Origin of the sequence: Roseivirga sp., assembly GCF_034669765.1 — a bacterium.
GTDB lineage: Bacteria > Bacteroidota > Bacteroidia > Cytophagales > Cyclobacteriaceae > Roseivirga.
Genome location: NZ_JAXMOQ010000003.1, coordinates 304,038 through 326,680 on the forward strand (window position 1 = coordinate 304,038; position 22,643 = coordinate 326,680).

General features: G+C 37.1%; 21 protein-coding genes. 13 read left to right on the plus strand and 8 right to left on the minus strand.

Going from position 1 to position 22,643, the window contains the following annotated elements; all coding sequences use genetic code 11:
* Positions 1-3 precede the first annotated feature (3 nt).
* From VOI17_RS07445 to VOI17_RS07455, 3 genes are all read right to left on the minus strand, one after another.
* On the minus strand, positions 4-324 hold the full coding sequence (locus VOI17_RS07445; RefSeq protein ID WP_323756618.1) for a hypothetical protein: 321 nt from the start codon (positions 322-324) through the stop codon (positions 4-6).
* An 80-nt stretch (positions 325-404) separates the two neighbouring features.
* Positions 405-1,454, minus strand: coding sequence for a hypothetical protein (locus tag VOI17_RS07450; RefSeq protein WP_323756619.1), 1,050 nt, complete (start codon positions 1,452-1,454; stop codon positions 405-407).
* A 313-nt stretch (positions 1,455-1,767) separates the two neighbouring features.
* Entirely contained in the window at positions 1,768-2,163 is a 396-nt protein-coding gene (locus VOI17_RS07455; protein WP_323756620.1) for a hypothetical protein, read from the minus strand.
* A gap of 210 nt (positions 2,164-2,373) precedes the next feature.
* On the opposite strand from VOI17_RS07455, the gene VOI17_RS07460 reads away from it, so the two are divergent.
* Genes VOI17_RS07460 through VOI17_RS07470 form a run of 3 tightly spaced genes read left to right on the plus strand, consistent with a single transcriptional unit; the run spans position 2,374 to position 4,351 of the window.
* Positions 2,374-3,120 (plus strand): YHYH protein, encoded by a 747-nt coding sequence (locus VOI17_RS07460; protein WP_323756621.1) that lies wholly within the window; start codon positions 2,374-2,376, stop codon positions 3,118-3,120.
* A gap of 6 nt (positions 3,121-3,126) precedes the next feature.
* Positions 3,127-3,723: a hypothetical protein gene (locus tag VOI17_RS07465; protein ID WP_323756622.1), complete on the plus strand. Its 597-nt coding sequence runs from the start codon at positions 3,127-3,129 to the stop codon at positions 3,721-3,723.
* Positions 3,689-4,351 carry an SCO family protein gene (locus VOI17_RS07470; RefSeq protein ID WP_323756623.1) on the plus strand — a complete coding sequence of 221 codons (663 nt, stop codon included), beginning with the start codon at positions 3,689-3,691 and terminating at the stop codon, positions 4,349-4,351. Before VOI17_RS07465 ends, VOI17_RS07470 begins: the two co-directional genes overlap by 35 nt.
* Here the strand turns inward: VOI17_RS07470 and VOI17_RS07475 are convergent.
* Positions 4,326-4,784, minus strand: coding sequence for a hypothetical protein (locus tag VOI17_RS07475; RefSeq protein WP_323756624.1), 459 nt, complete (start codon positions 4,782-4,784; stop codon positions 4,326-4,328). The genes VOI17_RS07470 and VOI17_RS07475 overlap by 26 nt on opposite strands.
* Positions 4,785-5,766: 982 nt before the next feature.
* Entirely contained in the window at positions 5,767-6,378 is a 612-nt protein-coding gene (locus VOI17_RS07480) for a DNA-binding response regulator (RefSeq protein ID WP_323756625.1), read from the minus strand.
* Between the two features lie 206 nt (positions 6,379-6,584).
* Between VOI17_RS07480 and VOI17_RS07485 the strand changes: the two genes are divergently transcribed.
* The 3 genes from VOI17_RS07485 (at position 6,585) to VOI17_RS07495 (ending at position 11,995) form a co-directional block, all read left to right on the plus strand.
* Positions 6,585-8,489: a sensor histidine kinase gene (locus tag VOI17_RS07485; RefSeq protein ID WP_323756626.1), complete on the plus strand. Its 1,905-nt coding sequence runs from the start codon at positions 6,585-6,587 to the stop codon at positions 8,487-8,489.
* Between the two features lie 276 nt (positions 8,490-8,765).
* Entirely contained in the window at positions 8,766-9,347 is a 582-nt protein-coding gene (locus VOI17_RS07490) for a TIGR00730 family Rossman fold protein (RefSeq protein ID WP_323756627.1), read from the plus strand.
* 149 nt (positions 9,348-9,496) lie between these two features.
* Positions 9,497-11,995, plus strand: coding sequence for a hybrid sensor histidine kinase/response regulator (locus VOI17_RS07495; RefSeq protein WP_323756628.1), 2,499 nt, complete (start codon positions 9,497-9,499; stop codon positions 11,993-11,995).
* 10 nt (positions 11,996-12,005) lie between these two features.
* Here the strand turns inward: VOI17_RS07495 and VOI17_RS07500 are convergent, their stop codons facing one another.
* Entirely contained in the window at positions 12,006-12,665 is a 660-nt protein-coding gene (locus VOI17_RS07500; protein WP_323756629.1) for a CoA pyrophosphatase, read from the minus strand.
* Positions 12,666-12,802: 137 nt separating this feature from the next.
* Here VOI17_RS07500 and VOI17_RS07505 point away from each other — a divergent pair, with 137 nt between their 5' ends.
* From VOI17_RS07505 to VOI17_RS07515, 3 genes are all read left to right on the plus strand, one after another.
* Complete coding sequence (locus VOI17_RS07505) at positions 12,803-13,465, plus strand: DUF4159 domain-containing protein (RefSeq protein WP_323756630.1); 663 nt, start codon at positions 12,803-12,805, stop codon at positions 13,463-13,465.
* Positions 13,466-13,573: 108 nt separating this feature from the next.
* Positions 13,574-13,942, plus strand: a complete 369-nt coding sequence (locus VOI17_RS07510; protein WP_323756631.1) for a BlaI/MecI/CopY family transcriptional regulator — start codon at positions 13,574-13,576, stop codon at positions 13,940-13,942.
* 10 nt (positions 13,943-13,952) lie between these two features.
* Complete coding sequence (locus tag VOI17_RS07515) at positions 13,953-15,251, plus strand: M56 family metallopeptidase (protein WP_323756632.1); 1,299 nt, start codon at positions 13,953-13,955, stop codon at positions 15,249-15,251.
* Here the strand turns inward: VOI17_RS07515 and VOI17_RS07520 are convergent.
* Positions 15,248-15,718, minus strand: coding sequence for a hypothetical protein (locus VOI17_RS07520; RefSeq protein WP_323756633.1), 471 nt, complete (start codon positions 15,716-15,718; stop codon positions 15,248-15,250). The genes VOI17_RS07515 and VOI17_RS07520 overlap by 4 nt on opposite strands.
* A 69-nt stretch (positions 15,719-15,787) precedes the next feature.
* Here VOI17_RS07520 and smc point away from each other — a divergent pair, with 69 nt between their 5' ends.
* From smc to VOI17_RS07540, 4 genes are all read left to right on the plus strand, one after another.
* Positions 15,788-19,318: a chromosome segregation protein SMC gene (gene smc / locus VOI17_RS07525; protein WP_323756634.1), complete on the plus strand. Its 3,531-nt coding sequence runs from the start codon at positions 15,788-15,790 to the stop codon at positions 19,316-19,318.
* A gap of 36 nt (positions 19,319-19,354) precedes the next feature.
* Entirely contained in the window at positions 19,355-20,056 is a 702-nt protein-coding gene (locus VOI17_RS07530; protein WP_323756635.1) for an SGNH/GDSL hydrolase family protein, read from the plus strand.
* Positions 20,053-20,907, plus strand: a complete 855-nt coding sequence (locus VOI17_RS07535; RefSeq protein WP_323756636.1) for a cyanophycinase — start codon at positions 20,053-20,055, stop codon at positions 20,905-20,907. The genes VOI17_RS07530 and VOI17_RS07535 overlap by 4 nt, the downstream gene beginning before the upstream one ends.
* A 143-nt stretch (positions 20,908-21,050) precedes the next feature.
* A complete protein-coding gene (locus VOI17_RS07540) occupies positions 21,051-21,866 on the plus strand; it encodes a DUF6503 family protein (protein WP_323756637.1) in 816 nt (271 codons plus the stop codon).
* 176 nt (positions 21,867-22,042) lie between these two features.
* On the opposite strand, the gene VOI17_RS07545 is transcribed toward VOI17_RS07540, so the two are convergent.
* The gene (locus VOI17_RS07545; protein WP_323756638.1) at positions 22,043-22,588 is read right to left on the minus strand and encodes a YceI family protein; all 546 of its coding nucleotides are present in this window, start codon (positions 22,586-22,588) and stop codon (positions 22,043-22,045) included.
* Positions 22,589-22,643 lie beyond the last annotated feature (55 nt).

The window sequence follows — 22,643 nt, forward strand, 5'->3', positions numbered from 1 at the left end:
TTCCTAAAGAATAATAATCAACAAGAGAATGATAATAATAGCTCCTGAAGAAATATAAATCCCTCCCCCTCCGCTATCACGGATATCGCTTTTCATAGTACGCACTTCTTTGCGTAGTTCCTTTCTTTCAGTTCTCGTCAAACTGGACTTGTCCATGTCTTTGATTTCATTCAATCGAACTACCATCGCTTGCATTTCTTCATGCGTGAGTTTTTCAGCTGATTCAGTTGTAACCGGGTCGCTTTTTGAAGCGGCATTCATTTGACTTGGAACAAACATTAATAGTATTATCCCAAAAGTGATATAGACAGATAATTTCTTCATTGCTTAAAATTTAATGTTTCAAGAATAACAATGAAGTTACATCAAATGTTTTTCATCTGCTAATAGCCTGCTGCACATTCCTATTTCTTCTTTAACTTCGATTCACCCTTTATTTCATAGAACTGGTTATCGGAAGTCATAAAACCAAAGACCCAACCTGTAGCCTTACCTTTGAACACCATAATCAAATCCCCAATCTTCACCTTTTCATAACTATTCTCGCTTACACTGATCAATTGATTGTTCGTGCGAACCATAAAGCCTCTCGTATTTCCCGTTTGCCTAAACTTGTCAAGTACTAATTCTGAATAAACTATTTTCATTCCAGAATTAACTTCATTTCTATAGGCTAACACGTATTTTATCATCTTTCTCAAAACCATTAACCACCAAATGGTAAAGGGAAAGAGCATAATAGGCAAAAACCATAAGCCTGAAAATAAAGGACCAATGACTACCCATCCAAGGATCAAAATTATAATGAGTCGGGATTTTAAGGCACGATTTCTCGCCTTTTTTAGAAACTCGAAATCGTCTTTTGTCATTTGCAATTCTCTTTCCTTAGGAACAAAATTTTGATTTTTATCCACATTTGGAACTATCGCCTTAACCTTCTCTTCACTGATCTCAGCCTCCGCTAAGACCCTGTGACTTAATATAGATTTTGAGTATTTGGTGTAATGAATTTCTACCTCGGTACCCACCGCCAATCGACCGTATAGACCTGCATCTACTGCCAATTGTTTTTCATCAAAATACAGATAGTATGTTCGTTTTGTAGAGGTTCTGGAACTGCTACCTCCTCTGCTGCTTCCACTGGTGCTATGTGATGTAGTAATATCTATCCGCTTATCGCTAATAACTCCTGTGAGGATGATTTTTCTTCTTTTAATAAAGTCCAAAAGGAATCCTCGCATTATGAAGCCGAGTATCCCCATGAACATAAGAAAAAACACCCCGAAAATAATAATCGGGATAATTTCATCCATGTCTGAAAGAAGGTTATCCCAAAAAAAGAACTTAATAAAAGCGAAAAAAATGAGCATGAAAATAAAAACCCCGATCAAATTCACCCTTGCTTTCTTTAATTCCTTGGGAAGTAAATCTGTCTCAAATTCCGAATACGCCATGTTCTTTTTTTTGAGTTCAATTTCCATAAGTAAACTCAAATGCACTATACCACGCAGCGGGTATATTCCTATACCCTAAAAAATAAAAAGTACTTTTCACTATAGTTTCTGGCTCCAGAGTAAGCCATGGTGACCAAGCTGACCAGTGATGAAGTCATTTAGAACATTAAAAACCTACAGGAGTTGCATATATTTCAATGCTACGGCTAAAGTCAATTTTAGCCATGGGGTCAGGATTGTTGGATTACACTTCTGAATTTAAATAAAATGTATGAAAAGGGTGGTGAATCGCTAAAGAAGAAATGAAACGGGTTTATTTAATCTCGTAGGAGAAACTAACCATTCCAGAAACGGCCAAATCCTTCCGAATACACTTCGTATCAATTTTCATATTGGCTTTTAACGCTTCTTTTAGTTCATTCAGGCGATAATAGGTTTCAGAAACAATGCCTATTGCCTTTCCATTATGTACAATTGAAATCTGGTTAGATCCTGCGTTGAGCTTTAGGTTTACCAAGTTTCCAGTTTCTAACTGCTTAAAATCAGACTGATCCTTTTCAAATTCAGCTAAATCAAAAGTACCAAAACCCGATGCGAGAGTCATTTGTCCTTCCTCATTCAGGTTACGAACAACCGTGGCTTCTTCTTTTTGTAAATCTTTTTGTAACAACAGTGCATTCGATAAAAAACCAGCTACTTCTAAAATCATAAGTCTATATTTAGATATAATGGCAATACGCCATTGTAACCACTTGAGTTACACAGACCAAGATACTCCTTTTCTATAAAAAAATGAATGAACTAGGTTAATCGGTTCATTCAGCAAGGTGAATATTTAATGCTCAAAAAAATATTTCAACCTAAACGCAAGTTATTTTACGAGTTAGCATCAAAGCTATTATACGACAAATATAAACTCATGAAACCGATGATCCTTAAATCTAGCATGGCACTTTTCCTTCTTCTCAGTTTTAGCTGTGGTGGGGATGACTCTCCCCAAGAGGAAGAAGAAACCAATCAAGACCTGCCCGCAGTTTTTGAAAATTTTACGGATAATGTGACAGTCTATGTTGACGGTTCATTTGTAGTTATTGAAACTGATGATGTCCCCAACCATTCGAGTCCTTATTTTGCTCAGTCAGACGCTAGGTATGAAGCCTACAATGGGAACAACAGCAATTTCAGAATAAACCCAAACCGGATTGTTGAACAAAGCATTACGCTGCGTATTCCCTTAAACCCAACAGAAGCAAGTAACAAACAAGCTACCCCTTTGGGCGCTATTGGAGTTTCTGTAAATGGCGTGGTTTTCTTTAATCAGTATGCAGGCCCAAACGAACCGCTGACCAACGAGATAGATTCTTTCGATCAATACCTTGGACATCCGCAGCAATCTGGCACTTATCATTATCATCAAGAACCACTTTATCTTACAGCAACCCTTGGGAGCGACAAACTTTTAGGTTGGTTGCTAGACGGTTTCCCTGTGTATGGCCCAGTAGAAAACGGAACTAGAGTAACCAATAGCGATGTAGATGATTACCATGGACATAGTCATGCAACAACAGAATATCCAAATGGTATTTACCATTACCATATCACAGATGCTGATCCATACATTAACGGAAGTGGCTTTTTTGGTGTAGCAGGAACGGTTTCCAATTAATTCAAAATGAAAAAGATTTTTCTTTATATCGGACTTTTGCTTTGCACTTATACAACTACAGAAGCTAACTTCAAGGACAGCCCACCAATTCCAGATGTTATTGTTAACGCAAATGAAATAAATCTAAGAAGAAGTGGTGCATTCATGCTTTTGGATGACCAACCCTTTTCGGGTCATTTGGTAAGCTATTATTCCAATGGCCAACTAGAATCGGAAAACACTTATTTTGAAGGGCTTCGCGAAGGTAAATCCACTCAGTTTTATAGTGATGGAAGTTATAAAGAAGAGAGATGGTACAGCAAAAACCAGAAAACAGACATTCATTATGGTTGGTGGCCCAATGGTAATATGAAATTCGAATTCCATTTTGTTGACGGTTTTCACCATGGAGAAGCCAAGGAATGGCAAATAGATGGCCAGCCTTATAAGTTCTTCACCTACACCATGGGGAAAGAAGATGGATCTCAAAAAATGTGGAAATCGGATGGTAGTATTCGAGCCAACTACGTGGTAAAAGACGGCCACAGATATGGCCTTATTGGATTGAAAAATTGTAAATCAGTGGATAATGAAACAGGAACATTTAGCGCTTTACCTTATTAGTTTCGGACTTCTATTCCTTTTTGGCTGCGCGAACCAAAGCAAAGAAACCAAAGGAACACCGCTACCATTTTACAATTCTGCAGATTTCACTCCCGAATGGATAAATGACGAAGATGAGCAGTATTCTCGAATCCATACTATTGCAAGCTTCAGTTTTCAAAATCAAAATGGAGACATTATTAACAATAAAAGCCTCGAAGGAAAAATATATGTAGCCGACTTCTTCTTTACCATTTGCCCCAGCATTTGCCCAAAAATGACTTCGAACCTAGAGAAAATACAAACTGAATTTTCAGATGACGAATCGGTCATGTTAGTATCTCATACCGTAATGCCTTGGGTTGATTCGGTCGCGGTGTTAAAAGCTTATGCAGATATGCATAGTATTGAGGACAGCAAATGGCACTTACTCACAGGCGGTACTGAGGAAATATACCAATTGGCGCGTCAATCTTATTTTGCTGAAAAAGAAATTGGTTTGGATAAAGGTTCAAATGAATTTCTTCATACTGAAAATTTTATTTTGGTCGATGCTTTAGGAAGAATTCGTGGAGTGTATAATGGTACCATTCCATTAGAAATGGCTCGTTTGATTACCGATATTAAAACATTGAAGCAATTAGGGTAAAGAGCCAAGAAATTGCCAATCCAGACCAAACAACAAGAACACCCATTCTTGACTTAATTTTTTCTCCGTGTTTGTGCCAATGATAACCAAACCCAACAAAGAAAAGAATTAGGAAGGGCCAGTCTAATACTTGAAAATCCATAGGAAGTACAGAGGCCATTGAAAATACAAAAAAGCCAAAACCACTGAGCACAAAGAAGGCCACCTGACTCCTTTTCATCGAAAACGAACTCGTTGACTCAAAACTTGCGAGCAACGAAAAAAAGCCTACTGCTATTGGAGCGTAAGAAGAAATCTCATAATAATTAACAACAGAAGCTATTGCACTGAAACCAAGCAACACAATAACGACTTTAGTAAACTGACTACGGGATTTCTTGACATTAAAAAGCCCAAAAACACCAGCCAAAGCAACTATTAAAGATGAAATCATTTCTTAAGTAAAAGTAGTAAGGCCAAATCTATTTTGGTGAAATGTTCATTTATCGAATTGTGAACTTTATATAACTAATACAAGCCATTTAATTTTCAACTCATTATTTCACTCGTTTAAATTTCCAAACAAAAATGGAATAAGGCCTACCCTTTTTGGGTGGTTTTAACATAAATCGGCTTTTAAACAATCAAAAAGAGCTAATTGAATACCAAAAAAAACGTTATTCACGCAGGCTTATCTGGTTCAAGTATTAATTAGTCAACATCTCCTTTTATGTTTTTAACTCACCCTATCTGTATGGGATAACAGTCTGTCAAATTCTATTTTTGATTTATCATTGATCCAGAGAACTAAATAGGATGTAGCAAAAAAACAAGAGCTCCAATATTTAGGAGCCCTTGCGGAATTATGGTTGAGGGTAAATATTTTGACTAATATTATATTTCGAAAACTACAGTCCGCTTATCATGGTAATAGAAAACAAAACCCAAATCATTAATTTCAATACGAAGTCAATGTTCCTTTTTGATGTATTTCTACTACTTCTGTATTTTCCCATTTTCACTTAATTCAGAAAAGAGAAATGCCGAAGTACTCTTCCTAACTTTGTTTACTTCTTAATAATCCGTTTGTGGTTTACCTACCAACCTTATATGTATAAACGACTTGGCAAACTGCTACGATCGAACCCTATTTTGAATTCCTTACTAACCTCAAGCTGTTCTGAAAATCTCATCGAGTTCCACCTTTAGTAGAGGTGTGTTCATTAAAATATGTTTTGGTTAAATTATTCACTCGGTAAGACGAACCTATTTAAACCTAATCAGTCGCAAATTGTGAAATAAAAAAACTGCCGCCCTACCCATTTTGAGTAGTTATTATATTAAAAAGCCGTAAACTGCCCAGTTGGGAGTTTGAGAAGACTAGCCAATGCTTAAATTAGGTTGTGATAAGAAAAAAGAGAAGAAGATCTATTCAATCAAACTTCTTTTTTCATGACTTGAAGTTTCTCTAAAAAATCTGCTCGGCTAACTACATCAAATTTACTATACAGGTTTTTCAAATGATACTTTACAGTATTTGTAGATATTGACAGCTCATTAGCGATCTCTGTAGTTAACAACCTGCTATTGAAGCATTTGAGCACTTCCATCTCACGGTCAGACAGATCAAGGTGACCTACAGATCTCTCCAATAAATGTGAGTCCTCCTCGGAGTGATTAATCGTAGCCATTTCAATACCAATCATAATATCTTGTGGAGTAAAAGGTTTATTCAGATAACCTCCTGGTTTGGTTTCTTTGGCAGCGATAACTGTATCACGGTCTGAATAAGAGGTAATGTATAAGAATGACTGTTTGTTTTTGTAACACAACTTACCAAGCTCAATCCCATCGTTCTTGCCATTTAGATTGATATCGAGTAAGATTAAGTCAACTTCCCCACCTTTTATAACACTTTCAGCCATTAGAATAGAGTTGGTTGTCCCCACACACAGATGTCCTAGGCTTTTTAGAATTAACTTTAGAGACTCTGCAATGATGAGTTCGTCTTCTACTATAAAAATTTTAAGGCCTTTTGAGGTCTCCATAAACTGACTAGCTACCGATCGCTTAGATTAAAAATTGGCAGTAATTGCAATATGATGTTTCCCAATGAGATTAACGAATCTCTTCTAAATATTTCAAGTTGAGGAGTTATTATTTTAATAAGAACATGCTCATCTAATTGTGATTAATTTTAATACACTCATTAGGGCAGGGAAATAATTACTTTAACTTTGGCGCATCCATTTTTATGAAATTCGCGCACTATTTAATTGTAATTGCTTTATTGTTTAGCACTGCTTTTCAAGAAAAAAAAGACTCTACTCCAAATATTTCAGGGCCAGAACAAGTATTGCGTGAATTAGAAGGTGCACTTTCTTCAACACCTTTTGATTCACACCAAATCTTTAAGCTTTACTCTGAGGCCGCTCAGCACTTAGCTATTCGAGGTAGTTATAAAGAGGCCGACTCCCTTTTCATTAAAGCAGATGCTCTTTCCATACATGAATCCGATTCTATAGAAATTATGGAAATGAACCTTTCTAGGGCCAACATGTATAAAGAACAAGGTAAATATACTGCTGCGCTCCAAACCTACATGGAAGCTCTGGTTTTTTATCAAAAGCGAAAAGATGTTAATGCTCAACTGTGGGTTTATGGCTACTTGGTGGAGTTTTATAGAGCTACCTATAATGAAGACCTATCTCTTAAATTTATTGAAGAAGCCGAAAATTTAATGATGCAAAATGAGGTAGAAATAAGGCCAAAGGCCTACTTTTATCATGCAAAGGCCGCCTATTTTTTACAGTTTCAAATCAAGGAAATAAGCACCAGTTTTAAAGAAACGCGCGCTTACTTGGAACAAGCTCTGACCTTGGCAGAATCAACCGGAGATTCATACCTTATTGGACTAAATCTAAATGGGTTGGGTTTTTTATTAATGCATAATAATCCTTCTGAATCAAGTGAGATTGTAGATTATTTAGAATCGGCCAAAGGCTATATGCTCGCCAACGAACGATACAGAAATTACACCTCTGTATTACAAACACTATCGCTCTATTATACCCGAAGTGGCCATCCAGAAATGGCCGTAGAATTAACATTTGAAGCTATTGAATTGAGTAAGAAGAATAGCTGGAGTAGCAACTTAGGGGACTTGTATCGACTGGCTGGAGAAGTGTATTATGAACTGGGTATATTCAAAGAAAGCGCAGTGTACCTGAATATGGCTCTTGAAGCTACAAAAGAAAGCATGGACAAAATTCATTCTATTGAACTTAGTGAACTCACCACCAGTTATGAAAAAGCCATTGCAGAACAAAAACTCTCTGAGCAACAAATAGAAACAGAAATAGCTCAAAAACAAGCTGTTAATAATAGAAAAGCCCTAATTACTACGGTAATAATTTCTGTAATTCTGCTTACTATTTCAATTGTCAGTGTAGTCCTCTATAATCGTTTTAGAAAAGCCAATACACAACTCCGAACACAAGAGGAGATAACCCGCAAAACCAACGATGAGCTCAATAATGCAGTCGAACAGAAGAATGTACTTTATAAGGAGCTGAATCATCGTGTAAAAAATAACCTCACCGTTTTATCAAGTTTGATTCATATACAAGAAGATGGCGAGAAAAATGAGACACAGCGAGAGCTCTATCAAACGCTCAGGCATAGAATACAATCAATGGCCTTAGTACATCAAAACCTTTATCAGCTTGACGAGGCACTCAATATCAACTTCCAACAATACCTTCGGAAGTTAATACCTAGTATTGCTTCTGCTTTTAATATTCACCATGATGTAGGTACTACTATTCGTTGTGAGAATCTCATTGTAAATATGGACGAAGCTGTTCCAATCGCGATGATTATTAATGAATTGATCACCAACTCTTTCAAGTATGCTTTTGAAAATGGTAAAAATGGTAAAATCGAACTTTGGTCTGAAGTAGAAAAGGACAAAAGACACATTCATTACAAAGACAACGGCCCTGGAATGCCTATAGAATCAAAAACGGCAGAAAGTCAGAAATTAGGCATGACGCTCATCAGATTGATGGTTCAACAGTTGAATGGTGAGCTTATATATAATGGAGATAAATCAGGGCTTTATTTCATCATAGAATTACCTTTGCTTCAAAGGAGTTAAACGCCTAAGTTAACAATACCAAAAGTAACTGGCTTATGTGACTATTGTTGCGATTATTCCAACTGAGGCAGTAATTCAAGTCAACTAAATCACCTTTAACTAAGGATTAATGTCCTTAAATCTGCCATGGTAAAGCTGTTAGTATTAGCAAGACTTGTTCGATTCTGACCGTACAAGGAATTAAAAGTTATTTCTCCTGACTTGATAATCCATTTTATATTTGTTTGAGTTACGATTTATCTTCTCGAACTTGCTCAATTACGAAACCACCAATTAATGCAGAAAATCAAAAAGGTATGTGTCTATTGTGCATCCAGTGAAAACATTGATCCTAAGTATTTTGAGGCCACCGAAAAACTAGCTAGAGTGCTGGTGAAAAACAATATTACGGTAGTATATGGAGGCGGTAGCCGAGGTTTAATGGGTAGGCTTGCCGATACTATACTTGCTGAAAAAGGCCGAATTGTTGGGATTATGCCTCACTTTATGAAAGAAGTAGAATTCCATCATAAAGATGTTAACGAGTTCATTTTTACAGCCGACATGCACGAGAGGAAGAAGCAGTTTATGGTAGGGGTGGATGCCCTTATCACCTTACCTGGAGGATGTGGTACTATGGAAGAGTTATTGGAAGCGATGACCCTAAAAAGATTGGGTATATTCACAAAGCCCATTGTCATATTAAATGCCTTTGGCTATTATGACCACCTTATCAAAATGTTGGAATTTTCCATAGAAGAAAATTTCATGAAGCCTATCCATAATGACATATGGAAAACCTTTGAAGACCCAGAAAAAGTACTTGAAGCTATTTCTCAGTCTACACCTTGGAGTAAAGACTCATTGAAGTATTCGTAGTTCAAAAACACAATTAACCCATTGGAATATAGTATTATGCTTATTACCAAAGAATTCAATTTTAAACATATTGATATTTAACAAAGCAGGAAATTATTAGCATTTTTGAGCACTAGTTTACAGAACCATCCCCCCTTGTTTAAGACTTTATGCCTAGGGTTACAATTCTTATAATTCTACTTATTAGCGGGCAATCACTCCTAGCAAACACAGATAGCATTTCCGACTACTGGTATCAGCACAGAATATATAATAACGAAACCCAGTATATCCCAGCATCTCAAGTGATGGTATTCAGAGATGATAGTAATAATTTGAATTATGATCAGGTCAAGGATTTTGGAGCGAGTTACTATATTGGTTTAGATGAAATTGACTTATTCGAAACAAATAAAACTTATTGGGTAAAACTTGTTCTTTCAAACTATTCAGAGCGATATCAAAACTTAGTTGTTTACACTGGTGACAACTCCTACTCAACCGTTTATTTTGAAAAAAGTGGAATTTTAGACTCAATTAAAACAGGCTATTTTGCACCTGTTAGCGAGCGTAATATTAAAAAAGGGTTTCAATCTCAATTTAAAATGGATTTAAAAGAGGATGAAAGCGTCTCTCTTTTAATAAAAACAAAATCACTTGATAATTACCCCCCTCGCTTCGACTTCAGGACAGTTCAGCTTGAAAAATGGAGCCAGCAAATGGAAAAAAAGGCCCTTTTGGAAGGTGTTTTCACTGGCCTATTGATCATTTTATCCATTCTAGGCATTTCTCTTTACCTCTATGTAAAGAGAATCGTCTTCCTTTTTTATGCATTCTATGCTATCACAAACACTGTTTACTTTCTGTTCTTCCATGGTTTTTTAGACCCTTACATCTTTTCTGAACACCCAGAAAACCTATCTTTATTATGGTTGTTACCCAATCTGGCTGCTGTATTCTATTTTTCTTTTGCTCGTCACTTCCTAAACACCAAAGAGTACTACCCAAAATGGGACAACTACTTCAAAAATTTTATTAAAATAATGTTGACTGCTTTTGTGGTCAACGCTATTTATATTACTGTTACCAAAGATGTATATAATGGACTTATTGTCCACAACCTCTTTAACATTGCTCTTTCAGCCAGCGTTGTTGTTTTCATACTATCACTAAGAAGACTGAATAGTTTGGAACTACGCTATTTCGTAATTGCCTCTATTCTGTTAGTGACCCTAGCCTTGTTTGCCTCGGCCCAATACATTTTTAACCTTGACGCTAAAATTGTCCCTTATGTTCAGCTTGGGGTAGGTATAGAAATTATATTTTTCGCTTTAGGTTTAGGTCATAAAATGAGAAATCTTGTTGAAAACCAAGCTATTACTCAAGAATCATTAATTATTCAATTGGTTGAAAATGAAAAACTCCAAGAAAAGACGAATTCAGAGCTGAAAGAAAAAGTGGCAGAACGCACCCATCAGATCAATGTCCAGAATATTGAACTGAAAAAAGCCCGAATGGAAGCAGAACAGGCGACAAAGTCTAAGTCTGATTTTCTCTCTGTGATGAGTCACGAGATCCGAACACCACTGAACGCTATTATTAGCTTAAGCCATTTAATGGATATCGATAATGAAAATGAAGAAACTCAAGAATACATTGATGCCTTGAAGTTTTCAGCCGAGAGTCTCAGTTCCTTGATTAATGACATACTTGATTACAATAAAATTGAAGCTGGAAAATTAAAACTGGAAGTGATTGACTTCTCGTTAATCGATCTGCTTAAAAACATAAGGGACAGTTTCAAATTTAAAGCACATAGCAAAAATATAGCATTGGATTTTCACCTTTCGGAAAATACACCAAACAGGCTTATTGGAGACCCTACCCGACTAACCCAAATCTTCAATAACTTAATGAGCAATGCCTTAAAATTCACAGAAGATGGCAGTATTGTAGTAAGCGCAGACTTATTAGGGATTGAAGACGAAAAAGTGAGCATAGAATTTACTGTAACAGATACTGGTATTGGAATTCCTGAAGATAAGATCAATGAAATTTTTAACGACTACGAACAGGCCAGTAGCGATACCACAAGAAAATATGGCGGCACTGGACTAGGCTTATCTATTACCCAAAAGTTATTAGGACTACATAATAGTAAAGTATCTGTATTAAGTAAGCTTGGTGAAGGCACTTCTTTTAAATTTATTATAGAGTTTAAACTCCCCGAAACCTTTGATTTATTGGCTGCAAATAAAGCCGACACCATTTTTGACCTTAAACAAGCCAAAATACTTGTGGTAGATGACAACTATATGAATCGCATGGTGCTTAATAGGTTATTTCAGAAATGGAATGCTGAGTTCCATGAAGCCTCCAGTGGCAATAAAGCATTTCAAAAAAGTAACGAAGAGCTTTTTGACCTCATTCTAATGGACATTCATATGGATGAAATGGATGGATTTGAGTGTACTGCATTGATACGGGAAAAATCAGTATTGAATAAGAAAACTAATATTATTGGGATGACAGCATTTTCTAAAAACGATCTACAAGAAAATCCAATGAGAAATGTTTTAGATGAATTTATCTCGAAACCCTTCGATCCAAAAGAGCTCTTGAACAAATTGGTTATCTATTTAAAAAAGGAGACTCCCAAAGAAAGCTAATCTTTGTTTGCTAGGTATTCCTTAAATCATTTCCCATATCATCAATAACGGCCAGCAACTCACTAAGCATCATGGCCGTTGCTCCCCAAACCAAATGCTCTTCCACCTTAAAATAAGGTGAATGGATTACATACTTGCCAAACCTCATTTCTTCCACTCCTTTTTTTTCTAGATTGTAAAATTGAGAAATGGGAACTTCTAAAATTGATTCTACTTCATAAGGGTCTGGGATGAACTGAGGTGCATGGTCCAAAATCCCAACGGTAGGCAAAACCTTGAAATTACTGGCAATAATAAATAGTTCAGACAGCTGGCCCAAAACCAAAATATCTGTAGCCTTCACTCCAATTTCCTCTTCAGTTTCTCTCAGGGCTGTCTCAATCAAACTTAAATCCTGTTCCTCAGCCTTACCTCCTGGGAAACTGACCTGACCTCCATGAGTACCATTGTACCCAGGTCGTTTCATCAATGGTAAATATAACTCTCCATTCTTGGGGTAAAGTAGTACCATTACACCTCCTGGCCTAGCGGGTCTATTGACCATTTCACTAAAACGGTTCTCATCTACAGGTGTTGGTGCCATTCTTACTTGAGCCTCTCTTCCTGGTAATGGTAAACCAAGACGGTCTTTCAACTGATTTGCAACTATTTCAATGTTAGAAAACCTCATTTCACTATTTTGAGTAAACTTCGCTGAAAATATATCGTTCTTGTATAAAAGTTGGTTCAATTATAACCTGCTTTCTTTATTTCATTTGGAATTTTACCTAATATGTTCTCTTAAAGAAAATAAGCATAGCCCAACTTATGAAAACCACCCCAATTCTTTTTTCATTTATCCTTCTTTTTGTAGTCACCTTAGGTTCCGCTCAACAAGCCAAACTAAAAATTGCAAAATTAAAATACAATGGCGGAGGCGATTGGTATGCTAACAAAACTGCGCTACCCAACTTGGCCACCTTCTGCAATGAAAACCTTAAAACGAACATTGATACGCAAGATGCTGTCGTAGAAATTGGCAGCCCCAGTTTGTTTGAGTATTCTTATGTCTACATGACGGGCCATGGCAATGTGGTATTTTCGAATCAAGAGGCTGAAAACATGAGAAACTACCTTACCGCTGGAGGCTTCCTACACATTGACGATAATTACGGCTTAGACCAATTCATTCGGTTAGAAATGAAAAAGGTATTTCCTGAATTAGAATTTATTGAATTGCCTCATGATCACCCAGTTTACAACCAGAAGTTCAAATTTGAAGAAGGCATTCCGAAAATACACGAACACGATGGTAAATCACCTCAAGGCTTTGGCTTAATTTACGAAGGCCGTTTGGTATGCTACTACTCCTATGAGAGTGACTTGGGAAATGGCTGGGAAGACCAGCGTATATACAACGACCCTCAGTCGGTTCGTCTTCAAGCATTAAGAATGGGTGCCAACCTGATTGCTTACGCTTTCACTCAATAATTCACTAATTATTATATTGAAGTTAAAAAACTATTGCATTAGTTGGAAAACTAGTGCAATAGTTTTATTATTGATATTAGAATAACTCGAGTGTTTTAATCTATAGATATGAAAGAATTAACGAAAGCAGAAGAGCAGGTGATGCAGATTTTATGGCAGATTGAAAAAGGCTTCGTAAAGGATGTACTTTCAAAGATGTCAGAGCCAAAACCTGCATACAATACAGTATCAACAATCATTAGAATTTTAGAAAAAAAGGGATTTGTGGGCTATAAAGCTTACGGAAAAACTCATGAATATTTCCCGATAGTGGACAAAACAAGCTACAGTAATTTCTACCTAAAGAATTTTATTGGTGGCTATTTTGGAGGTTCTTTCCAAAAGCTAGTATCATTTTTCGCACAAGAAAACGACATGGATATTAAAGAATTCGAGTCGCTAGCGAAACACGTTGGAGATGATTTAAAAGAAGACTAAACGTAAGGTTATGTCAAAACACCCCACTTTAGTATTGTTAGACACGCTAAATGAGGCGCTTCTATATGCATTGGAAACCGCTACGTGTTTAGCTGTATTCTATTTGCTATATCATTTTGTTTTGAGAAAAGAAAGTAGCTTCCAATACAATAGGTTCTATTTATTAGCTGCCATAATTATCTCATTCTCATTTCCATTACTAAACGTGGGGTATAATCCCGAAAACACACCTAGTGTACTGAACTCTTTACACGAAGTAAGCAGTGAAGTAACCAAAGAGCCTATTATTCAACCTAAAGGTTATTATTTTGTAACTGTAATGGCGAATTCCGAGAAACCACTTATACAATGGTGGGAAGCCGTTATATTTATATATATGGCTGGGTTGATCGCTTTAGCCTTAAAGCTATTTATCCAATTGAGATCTTTCAAGGATTTCCTCTGGTACAGAAGGCACAACACTCGATTCAAGGATGGCTTTTTTACAGTAAAAACCGAAGGTTCAATGCCAACCTTTGCTTTCTTCAAGTACTTAATGTGGGACGACAGCTTAGACCTTTCTAAAGAAGAACAAAAGCAAATTCTTGACCATGAGAAAGTGCATATCAAGCAAAAACACTCCTATGACATTATGCTTATGGAGGTTTTAAAAGTGCTTTTCTGGTTTAATCCTTTCATTTATCTCTATAGAATTTTATTGGAAGAAATTCATGAATACGAGGCGGACCGTAAAGCCGTAAAGGCCAATGGACAAGTGGCTTATACCAAGTTGCTTGTAAAACTTGTTTTTCAGAAAATGGGGATCCCTCAAGGAAGTTTCTTTGCCAAAAGCAAAACATTGAAAAGAGTAGATATGATTACTGCACAAAAGAGAGTTAATTGGATTAAATTGCTTGCTCCAATCCCTGTAGTAGCACTCCTTTTCTTTATTTTTTCATGTGAGGCTTATGTAAAAAAAGAATCTGTAAGTATAGCAGAAACAGCCTATGTATATATGAGTTTTGGCGAAAAGGACATAAAGCCAACCCCAGAGAAAGGGTTTAATGATTGGAAAGACTACTTACTTGAAAACATTAAATACCCTGAAAAAACCGTTTTCGGAAAGTTGGAAGGGAAGGTAACTGTATCTTTTATGGTGAATGAATCGGGTGAGATAAGAGACGTTAGGCTTGTTGATGGGATTGGTAGAGACTTTGATGAACAAGTATTAAGCGCTATTAAAAAATCGCCTAAGTGGTCTCCTGGGGTTAAAGGCGGATTCGCGATTCCTACTAAAATTGAAATCCCTATAATTTTTACCGCTTCCTAGTACTTTCGGTTAAAAATCTCGCTCATTACAAAAGCTTTTCGAGCACCATCGGTATCACTTACTAATGCAGCATAGTCTGTTTGTTCTACTACTTCTTCATCAGGTTCATGAAATATTATGCTTGGTGTTTCTGTGCGTTTTTTAGCTCCATATAGTTTGTTCGCCTCACTATAGATAGACTTCCTAGATTGGTTTGACTTTATTTCTTCAATCACAGTTGAGGCTGATTCTTCTACTACAACTGGTTTAGCTGCTTCCTTTACTTTTCGCTGTCCAGTAAACTGCTCCAATAGATCTTCAAAAGTGGGTTGCTGATTGGTGGGAACTGGCCCAACAGTATCTCCCCTCCTATCTGATGATGAAGATGGTTCACCTTCGTTATTCTTTTGTCCTTTCTTTCTTGCAGTAAAAACAAAGTAAAGAATGGCAAAGGCGATATAGAGTAAGTTACTTGAGTCAAATTCCATGCTATTAGCAAATCTAAGAATTAATTCTAATTTTGCTTACTAAGGTCGTTTTTTCGCAATCCACGTTCAATGCAACTCACAAAATTAGAAATCAAAGGCTTTAAAAGTTTTGGTGACCGAATCGTCATCAATTTTGATGAAGGCATCACTGGTATTGTAGGCCCTAACGGCTGTGGCAAGTCAAATGTTGTGGATGCTATCCGCTGGGTGTTGGGCGAGCAAAAAACCAGAATGCTTCGTTCCGAAAAAATGGAGAACATAATCTTTAACGGAACCAAGAAAAGAAAACCAACTCAGCTGGCTGAAGTTTCATTAAGTTTTAAAAACACAAAGAACCTACTTCCAACAGAATACACGGAAGTTACCATCACCAGACGGTATTACAGATCTGGCGAAAGCGAATACCTGCTCAATGGCGTTAGCTGTAGGCTGAAGGATATCAATGAATTATTCATGGATACCGGCATTGCTTCGAATAGTTATGCCATCATCGAGCTTAAAATGGTCGATGACCTTTTGAACGATAAGGAGAACTCAAGACGAGACCTTTTCGAGGAAGCGGCCGGAATTTCAAAATTCAAGAAGAGAAAGAGAGAGACACTCAAAAAACTTAAAGATACCGATGATGATTTAGATCGTGTGGAAGACTTACTTTTTGAGATTGAAAAGAACCTCAAATCTCTAGAGAAACAAGCCAAACAAGCCATTAAATACTACGAGTATAAAGAAGAGTATAAAAACTTAAGTGTTAGGCTCACTCGAAAAACAGTTGAGACACAAACCAACAAACTCAAAGTACTTGAAAAAGAAATTCAGCAACTGAACGACAAAAAGATTGAGATCAATCAAATGATGTCAACACAAGAGGCAGCCATAGAAAAAGGAAAGGCTGACCTTATTGTGAAAGAAAAACTACTTTCTACCCGCCAACGAACACTGAACGAGCACGTGAATAAAATACGTCAGTTTGAAAGCGATAGAAAAATCAAAAATGAAAGACTCACTTTTCTACAAGACAAAAGTGATAACCTACGTGAGCTACTTGAGTCAGATAAGAAAAGTAATGAACGTGCGGCATTCAGTTTAGAAAGCTTAAAAAACGAGAAAGAAGCAGCAGACAAGGATTTAAAAGCGGCAACTACTCAAATTGAAAGCTTAAAAACTGCTTTTGAAGCACAACGCACTACAGCTCAAGAAGCTCAAGCTAACTTCGATCAGAAAAGCAAAGCTTTTAACGAAACTCGTGAAACCCTCTATAACTTAAAGAAGGAGATTGAAATTAAGGAAATTCAGCTTCAAACCTTAAATAGGGAGTTAGAAAAAACCACTTCAGACACTTCGGAACAATCGGCCAATCTTGAATCCTTTGATTCTAAATTGGAGGAAATTGGAGCAATTCTTGAACAGAAGAAAAAAGACCTTGAGGCAAAGAAAAATCAGGAAGAAAAGCAGCGCACATCCATTGATAGCACCGAAGAAACAATCAATGTTGTTCGTGAGAAATTAACGAAACTAAGCCGTAAACTTGATTCACAACGCAACGAGTATAACCTAACCAAAAGTTTGGTTGAAAACCTCGAAGGTTTTCCAGAGGCCATTAAGTTCTTAAAAAAGAAAGCCAGCTGGAGTAAAAATGCCCCACTCCTCTCTGATATTCTTACCTGTGACGACCGCTACCGAATTACGATAGAAAATTATTTAGAGCCTTACATGAACTACTATATTGTAGACAATGAAAGGCAGGCTTTTGAGGCCGTCAATATTCTAAGTGATGCCGCAAAAGGAAAAGCAAACTTCTTCATTCTCGATGCTTTTGACCGATATGAAGCTCCGCAAGCCAAGCTCTATCAAAATGCAGTTCCTGCTACAGAGATTGTGGAATACGAACAGAGGTACAAACGATTGATCAGCTTTATTCTGGATAATGTATTTGTCATTGCAGGTGGCCCAGGAGAAATCCCAATTGATGAAGATGCTGTTTTTATTACCGAAAGCGGAAAATACACCAAACGTAAATTCAGTATTTCCGGAGGCTCCGTGGGGCTTTTTGAGGGTAAGAGAATTGGACGTGCGAAGAATTTAGAGAAGCTTCAAAAAACTATTAAAGAGCTAGAAACTCAAATTGCAGAGGTCAAAGAAAGGCTCGATGAAAAGCAAAAGGAATTGGCGCATTTGAAATCAAGCAGCTACAGAACCGAAATTGACACGCTACAAAAAGAATACAATCAGGTAAACGAGGAGTTCATTTCGGTAAAAACCAGAAAAGAGCAGCTTGGTCAAATGCTGAATAGCAATGCCAACCGAAGAGAAGACATTACTCGAAACATTGATAATATTTCTGCTGATCTAGTTGAGTTAAGGCCCGAAGTAAAAGAGGCCGAAAGAAGCTATTTAGAACTTCAACAAGGTATTGGCGAACTGGAAATAAATGCCAAAAAGGAAAATGAGCTACTTTCTGAAAAGTCGCAGAAATACAACGAAATAAATATTCAATTCCATCAAAAGCAGAACAAGCTTCAGTCGGTAACACAAGAAATTGATTACAAGCAAACCGCTTATGATGGAAGTAAATCTAGGATTGAAAAGAACCAGCTTGAGTTAGAAAGAAACGAAACCGAAATCAAACGTTTGATCGATACCACGGAAAGCAACGATGATGAACTCATAGGGCTTTACGATGAAAAAGAGAGTATCGAAAAGGGAGTAAACGAATCGGAAAAGGAATATTATGCCCAGCGCGGTAATATCGATGTGTCGGACAAAACCTTACGAGAGCTGCGCCAAAAGCGAGAGCAGGCTGACACAGTTTTAATGGAGTTTCAATCTAAACTGAATGAAACCAAGCTGGAACTCAGTGCGGTAAAAGAGCGATTATCGGTAGAGTTCAATATAGACTTGAATGTGCTTCTGAAAGAAGAAGTCGAAGAGGAAGATCAAACGTCTGTTGAAGAGCTTAAAGCATTGGTTCAAAAAGTAAAGGACAAAATTGAACGCATTGGGCCAATTAACCCTATGGCGATGGATGCTTATGAAGAAATCAAACAGCGTTATGATTTCATCACGGTTCAAAAGAATGATTTAATAGAAGCCAAGGGTTCTTTAATGCAAACTATCGATGAGATTGATGCAGTTGCCAAGGAAACCTTCCTTACGGCATTTGGGCAGATTAGAGATAATTTCGTGAAAGTTTTCAGGTCTTTGTTTACCGATGAAGACGATTGTGAGCTGAAATTAGTAGACCCAAGCAATCCATTGGAATCCGCCATTGAGATAATGGCCAAACCAAAAGGTAAGCGTCCGTTAACCATTAACCAGCTCTCGGGGGGCGAAAAAACACTAACGGCCACGGCCCTGTTGTTTTCCATTTACCTGCTTAAACCAGCTCCATTCTGTATATTCGATGAAGTGGACGCTCCACTAGATGACGCCAACATTGACAAATTCAACGAAATCATCAAGAAATTCTCGGCTGAATCTCAGTTCATTATCGTAACACACAATAAAAGAACTATGCTCAGTACCGATGTGATTTATGGCATCACTATGATCGAGCAAGGGGTTTCCAGAGTAGTGCCCGTAGATTTAAGAGAGTTGGTGTAGTCGCTAGTTTTATTAATTTTATTAAAAATAAATATTATGAAACAAAGGCTCCCCCTTTTAGCATTGTTAATCATTATGATTTCCTTTTCAAGCATGAAGACTTCATCAGCTCAAAAAACAAACACCCAAGAACCATCAAAAACATATTTAGCGCTCGGAGACTCATATACTATTGGTGAAAGTGTAGCCGAATCTCAGCGATGGCCAATGCAGCTCGCTGCGCGTTTGGTACATGAGGGTATTCCAATGAAAGACCCAAAAATCATTGCTAAAACAGGTTGGAGAACCGATGACCTAAAAGCAGCCATTGAAGCCGATAATGAACTTTTAGAAAGCTATGATTTGGTGTCGCTATTAATTGGCGTTAATAACCAATACCAAGGGAAATCGGTAGATAGTTTTGCTCCTGAATTTGAAGAACTACTTCAGATTGCTATTAAGTATGCTGGTGGTAAAAAAGAAAACGTATTCGTGGTGTCGATTCCAGATTACGGAAAAACACCATTTGGCGCAGCCAAAGAAGAGCAAATAAAAAAAGAGTTAGATGCCTATAACAAAGTGAGCAAGAACATCGCTAAAAAATACGGGGTCGCCTACTTCAACATCACGCCAATATCAAGAATGGCAAAATCTCATCCAGAACTCGTTGCACACGATGACCTCCACCCTTCCGGTAAAATGTATACCAAATGGGTTGAATTGTTTGAGAAGAAGATTGAAAAAATCCTAAAAAAATGACAAAACTGACCCTAACAATTCTTTGCGCACTTTTTACCTTCTCATTATTTAGCCAAACCACAGAAGGACCAAAAAACGGACATTTGATTATTGCTGGTGGTGCATTAAAAGACGCCAACGTATACGCCAAAATTATTGAATTGGCGGGTGGTGAAGGGAAAGCACACATCGTGGTAATTCCTACTGCTGGAGGAAACAATGTGACTCCTGAGGTAATACAAAGTTTGGAAAATCAGTGGAAGGGCTATGGTGCTGCAAAAGTCTCTGTGCTCCATACTACAGACCCTAAAGAAGCCAATACGGAAGCCTTTTCCAAAGTGATAGATGAAGCAGGTGGTGTTTATTTCTTGGGCGGTCGCCAATGGCGCTTGGCAGATTCTTATTTGAATACAAAAGTGCATGAAAAACTTTTCAACCTACTTAAGAGAGACGGAGTGATTGCAGGAAGTTCTGCTGGCGCAACCATTCAAGGTTCATATTTAGCCCGTGGCGATACCAAGGGCAGTAATATCATGATTGGTGATCACGAAGTGGGTTTAGGCTTTATCTCAAACATCGCCATAGACCAACACACATTAGCCAGAAACCGCCAGTTCGATATGTTTGAGATTTTAGGGAAATACCCGAAATTATTGGGTGTCGCCCTTGACGAAAACACGGCCATGCTGGTTTCAGGAAATGAGTTTGAAGTAATTGGCCAAAGCTACATAATGATATACGATGGCACCCACTGGGATCAAACTTCAAGTAAATATGAAGCCAATGCCGTAGGAGAGCATAAATTTCATGTGCTTCGTGCTGGAAGAAAATATGATATGGCCGAAAGGAAAGTGGTAAGGGGAAGTAGATAGACTTGTCTTCACTCTTTTCAGATCAAAAATTTCATAATTCAAAGTCCTGCTTATAGATTTTAACGAAAATCGCATTTAACCACCTTAAATCATAACATTCCATATCCAAGCTTGTTGATTTTATACAATTAACATAACTAGATATGAAAAAAACACTTACTATATTATTCAGTACCTTCTTTATTTTCGGTTGTTCAAACGGGAAAAATCAGAAAGAAAACAGTACAGAAAGTACTGCATCCATGTCCAAAGCTGAAACCATTGTCAGTGAAATGATTAATGAAATAGGTGGACAAAATGCCTTAAAAGACTTGTTCGATGTAGAATACACTTACATCTATGAATCCCCAGAGGGTGATAGAGACGTTTCTAAAGAAAGATATATTTTCGATGGTGAACTCTCTTGGGCCGAATACCTTGAACGTGGAGGTAATATGATGCCGGATTACCAAGGAACTATTATTCAAAGCTACAACGGTGACTCTACAACAACGACTGTAGACGGCAAAGAGTTGGACACTCCAGAAATAAATAAGCGATCGGATTTTTTAAGGAAAACCAACTTCTACTGGTTTGTAATGAACTTTAAGCTACTTGACCCTGGGGTGAACCTAAAATATAATGGAGTTAGAATATATGATGGTATTAATTACGAAATGGTTGAAGTTACCTTTGATGAGCAAACTGGTGATGTTCAAGATAAATATCTGCTATATATAAACCCAGACACTAAATTGATTGATCAATTTTTATTTACAGTAAGGGATTATGGTCTTGAACAGCCATTTATGATGCGCGTTAAATATGAAGCGGTAGAAGGCGTGAAACTTACTACCTACAGAGAATATGCACTTTCTAATTGGAACGGTGAGATAGTTCAAGAGCAGTGGACAAAAGAATGGTCTAAAGACATTTCTTTTAACAACGGGTTTAGGGTAGAAGATTTTGAAATAGAATAGTTATTTAAATTATCTCGTCCTAAAAAAAACTGTGTCCCACCCTGAAATAGCTGTGTTTAAAAAGCATTATTATGAATGCGATTTAAACTGTTTTCCAATTTGAATACTGGCTTGGAAAATTGTCATAAAATCAGAGTTTGAGTTGATCTAAAAAGTCTGTTTGAATGGTGCAAATCTTACATCTTCAAACTCAATTCAATTATTAGTTCGTCCTGAACTTTGATTAAACCGAAGAGTTTATTTGGAGGGCTTAAATCGAAATAATCCAAGGATATGGTGATTTCGGAGTAAAGAAACTCCCCTGTTTCATCCTTGTTAATGGTAAAAGGGATATGCTCCATTTTCATTTCTTTACCTGTGAGCATGATCCAAATATCACCGAAATAATGTTGATCAATTCGTTTAAAGTCATCAAGCTTCACTTCGATGTGAGGGAACTCATCAGACCTTAATGTTTTCCCAAAATCTCTATCTAACATTCTATTTCCGCAATCAAACGAGGCCACTGGAATAGATAATTCCATTAGGGACTCTACCTCAGCTTGTTTCTTAAAGCTAACAGTATCCTGATCTTTCCCATTTTGATAAGTACAAGAAAACCTCCCGAAGGAGGTCTTACCTTTAATAAGGACTGTTTTCCCCATTACCACTAGGTACTCTTGCCCTGTTAGTGATAGTGTAGAAAACAGTCCTAAAGCTATTATAATGATCAGTTTCTGCATTCAGTTAAAAACTTGTGTTTTAAAAAGTAACATGAATCTAATCATTGTAAATTTT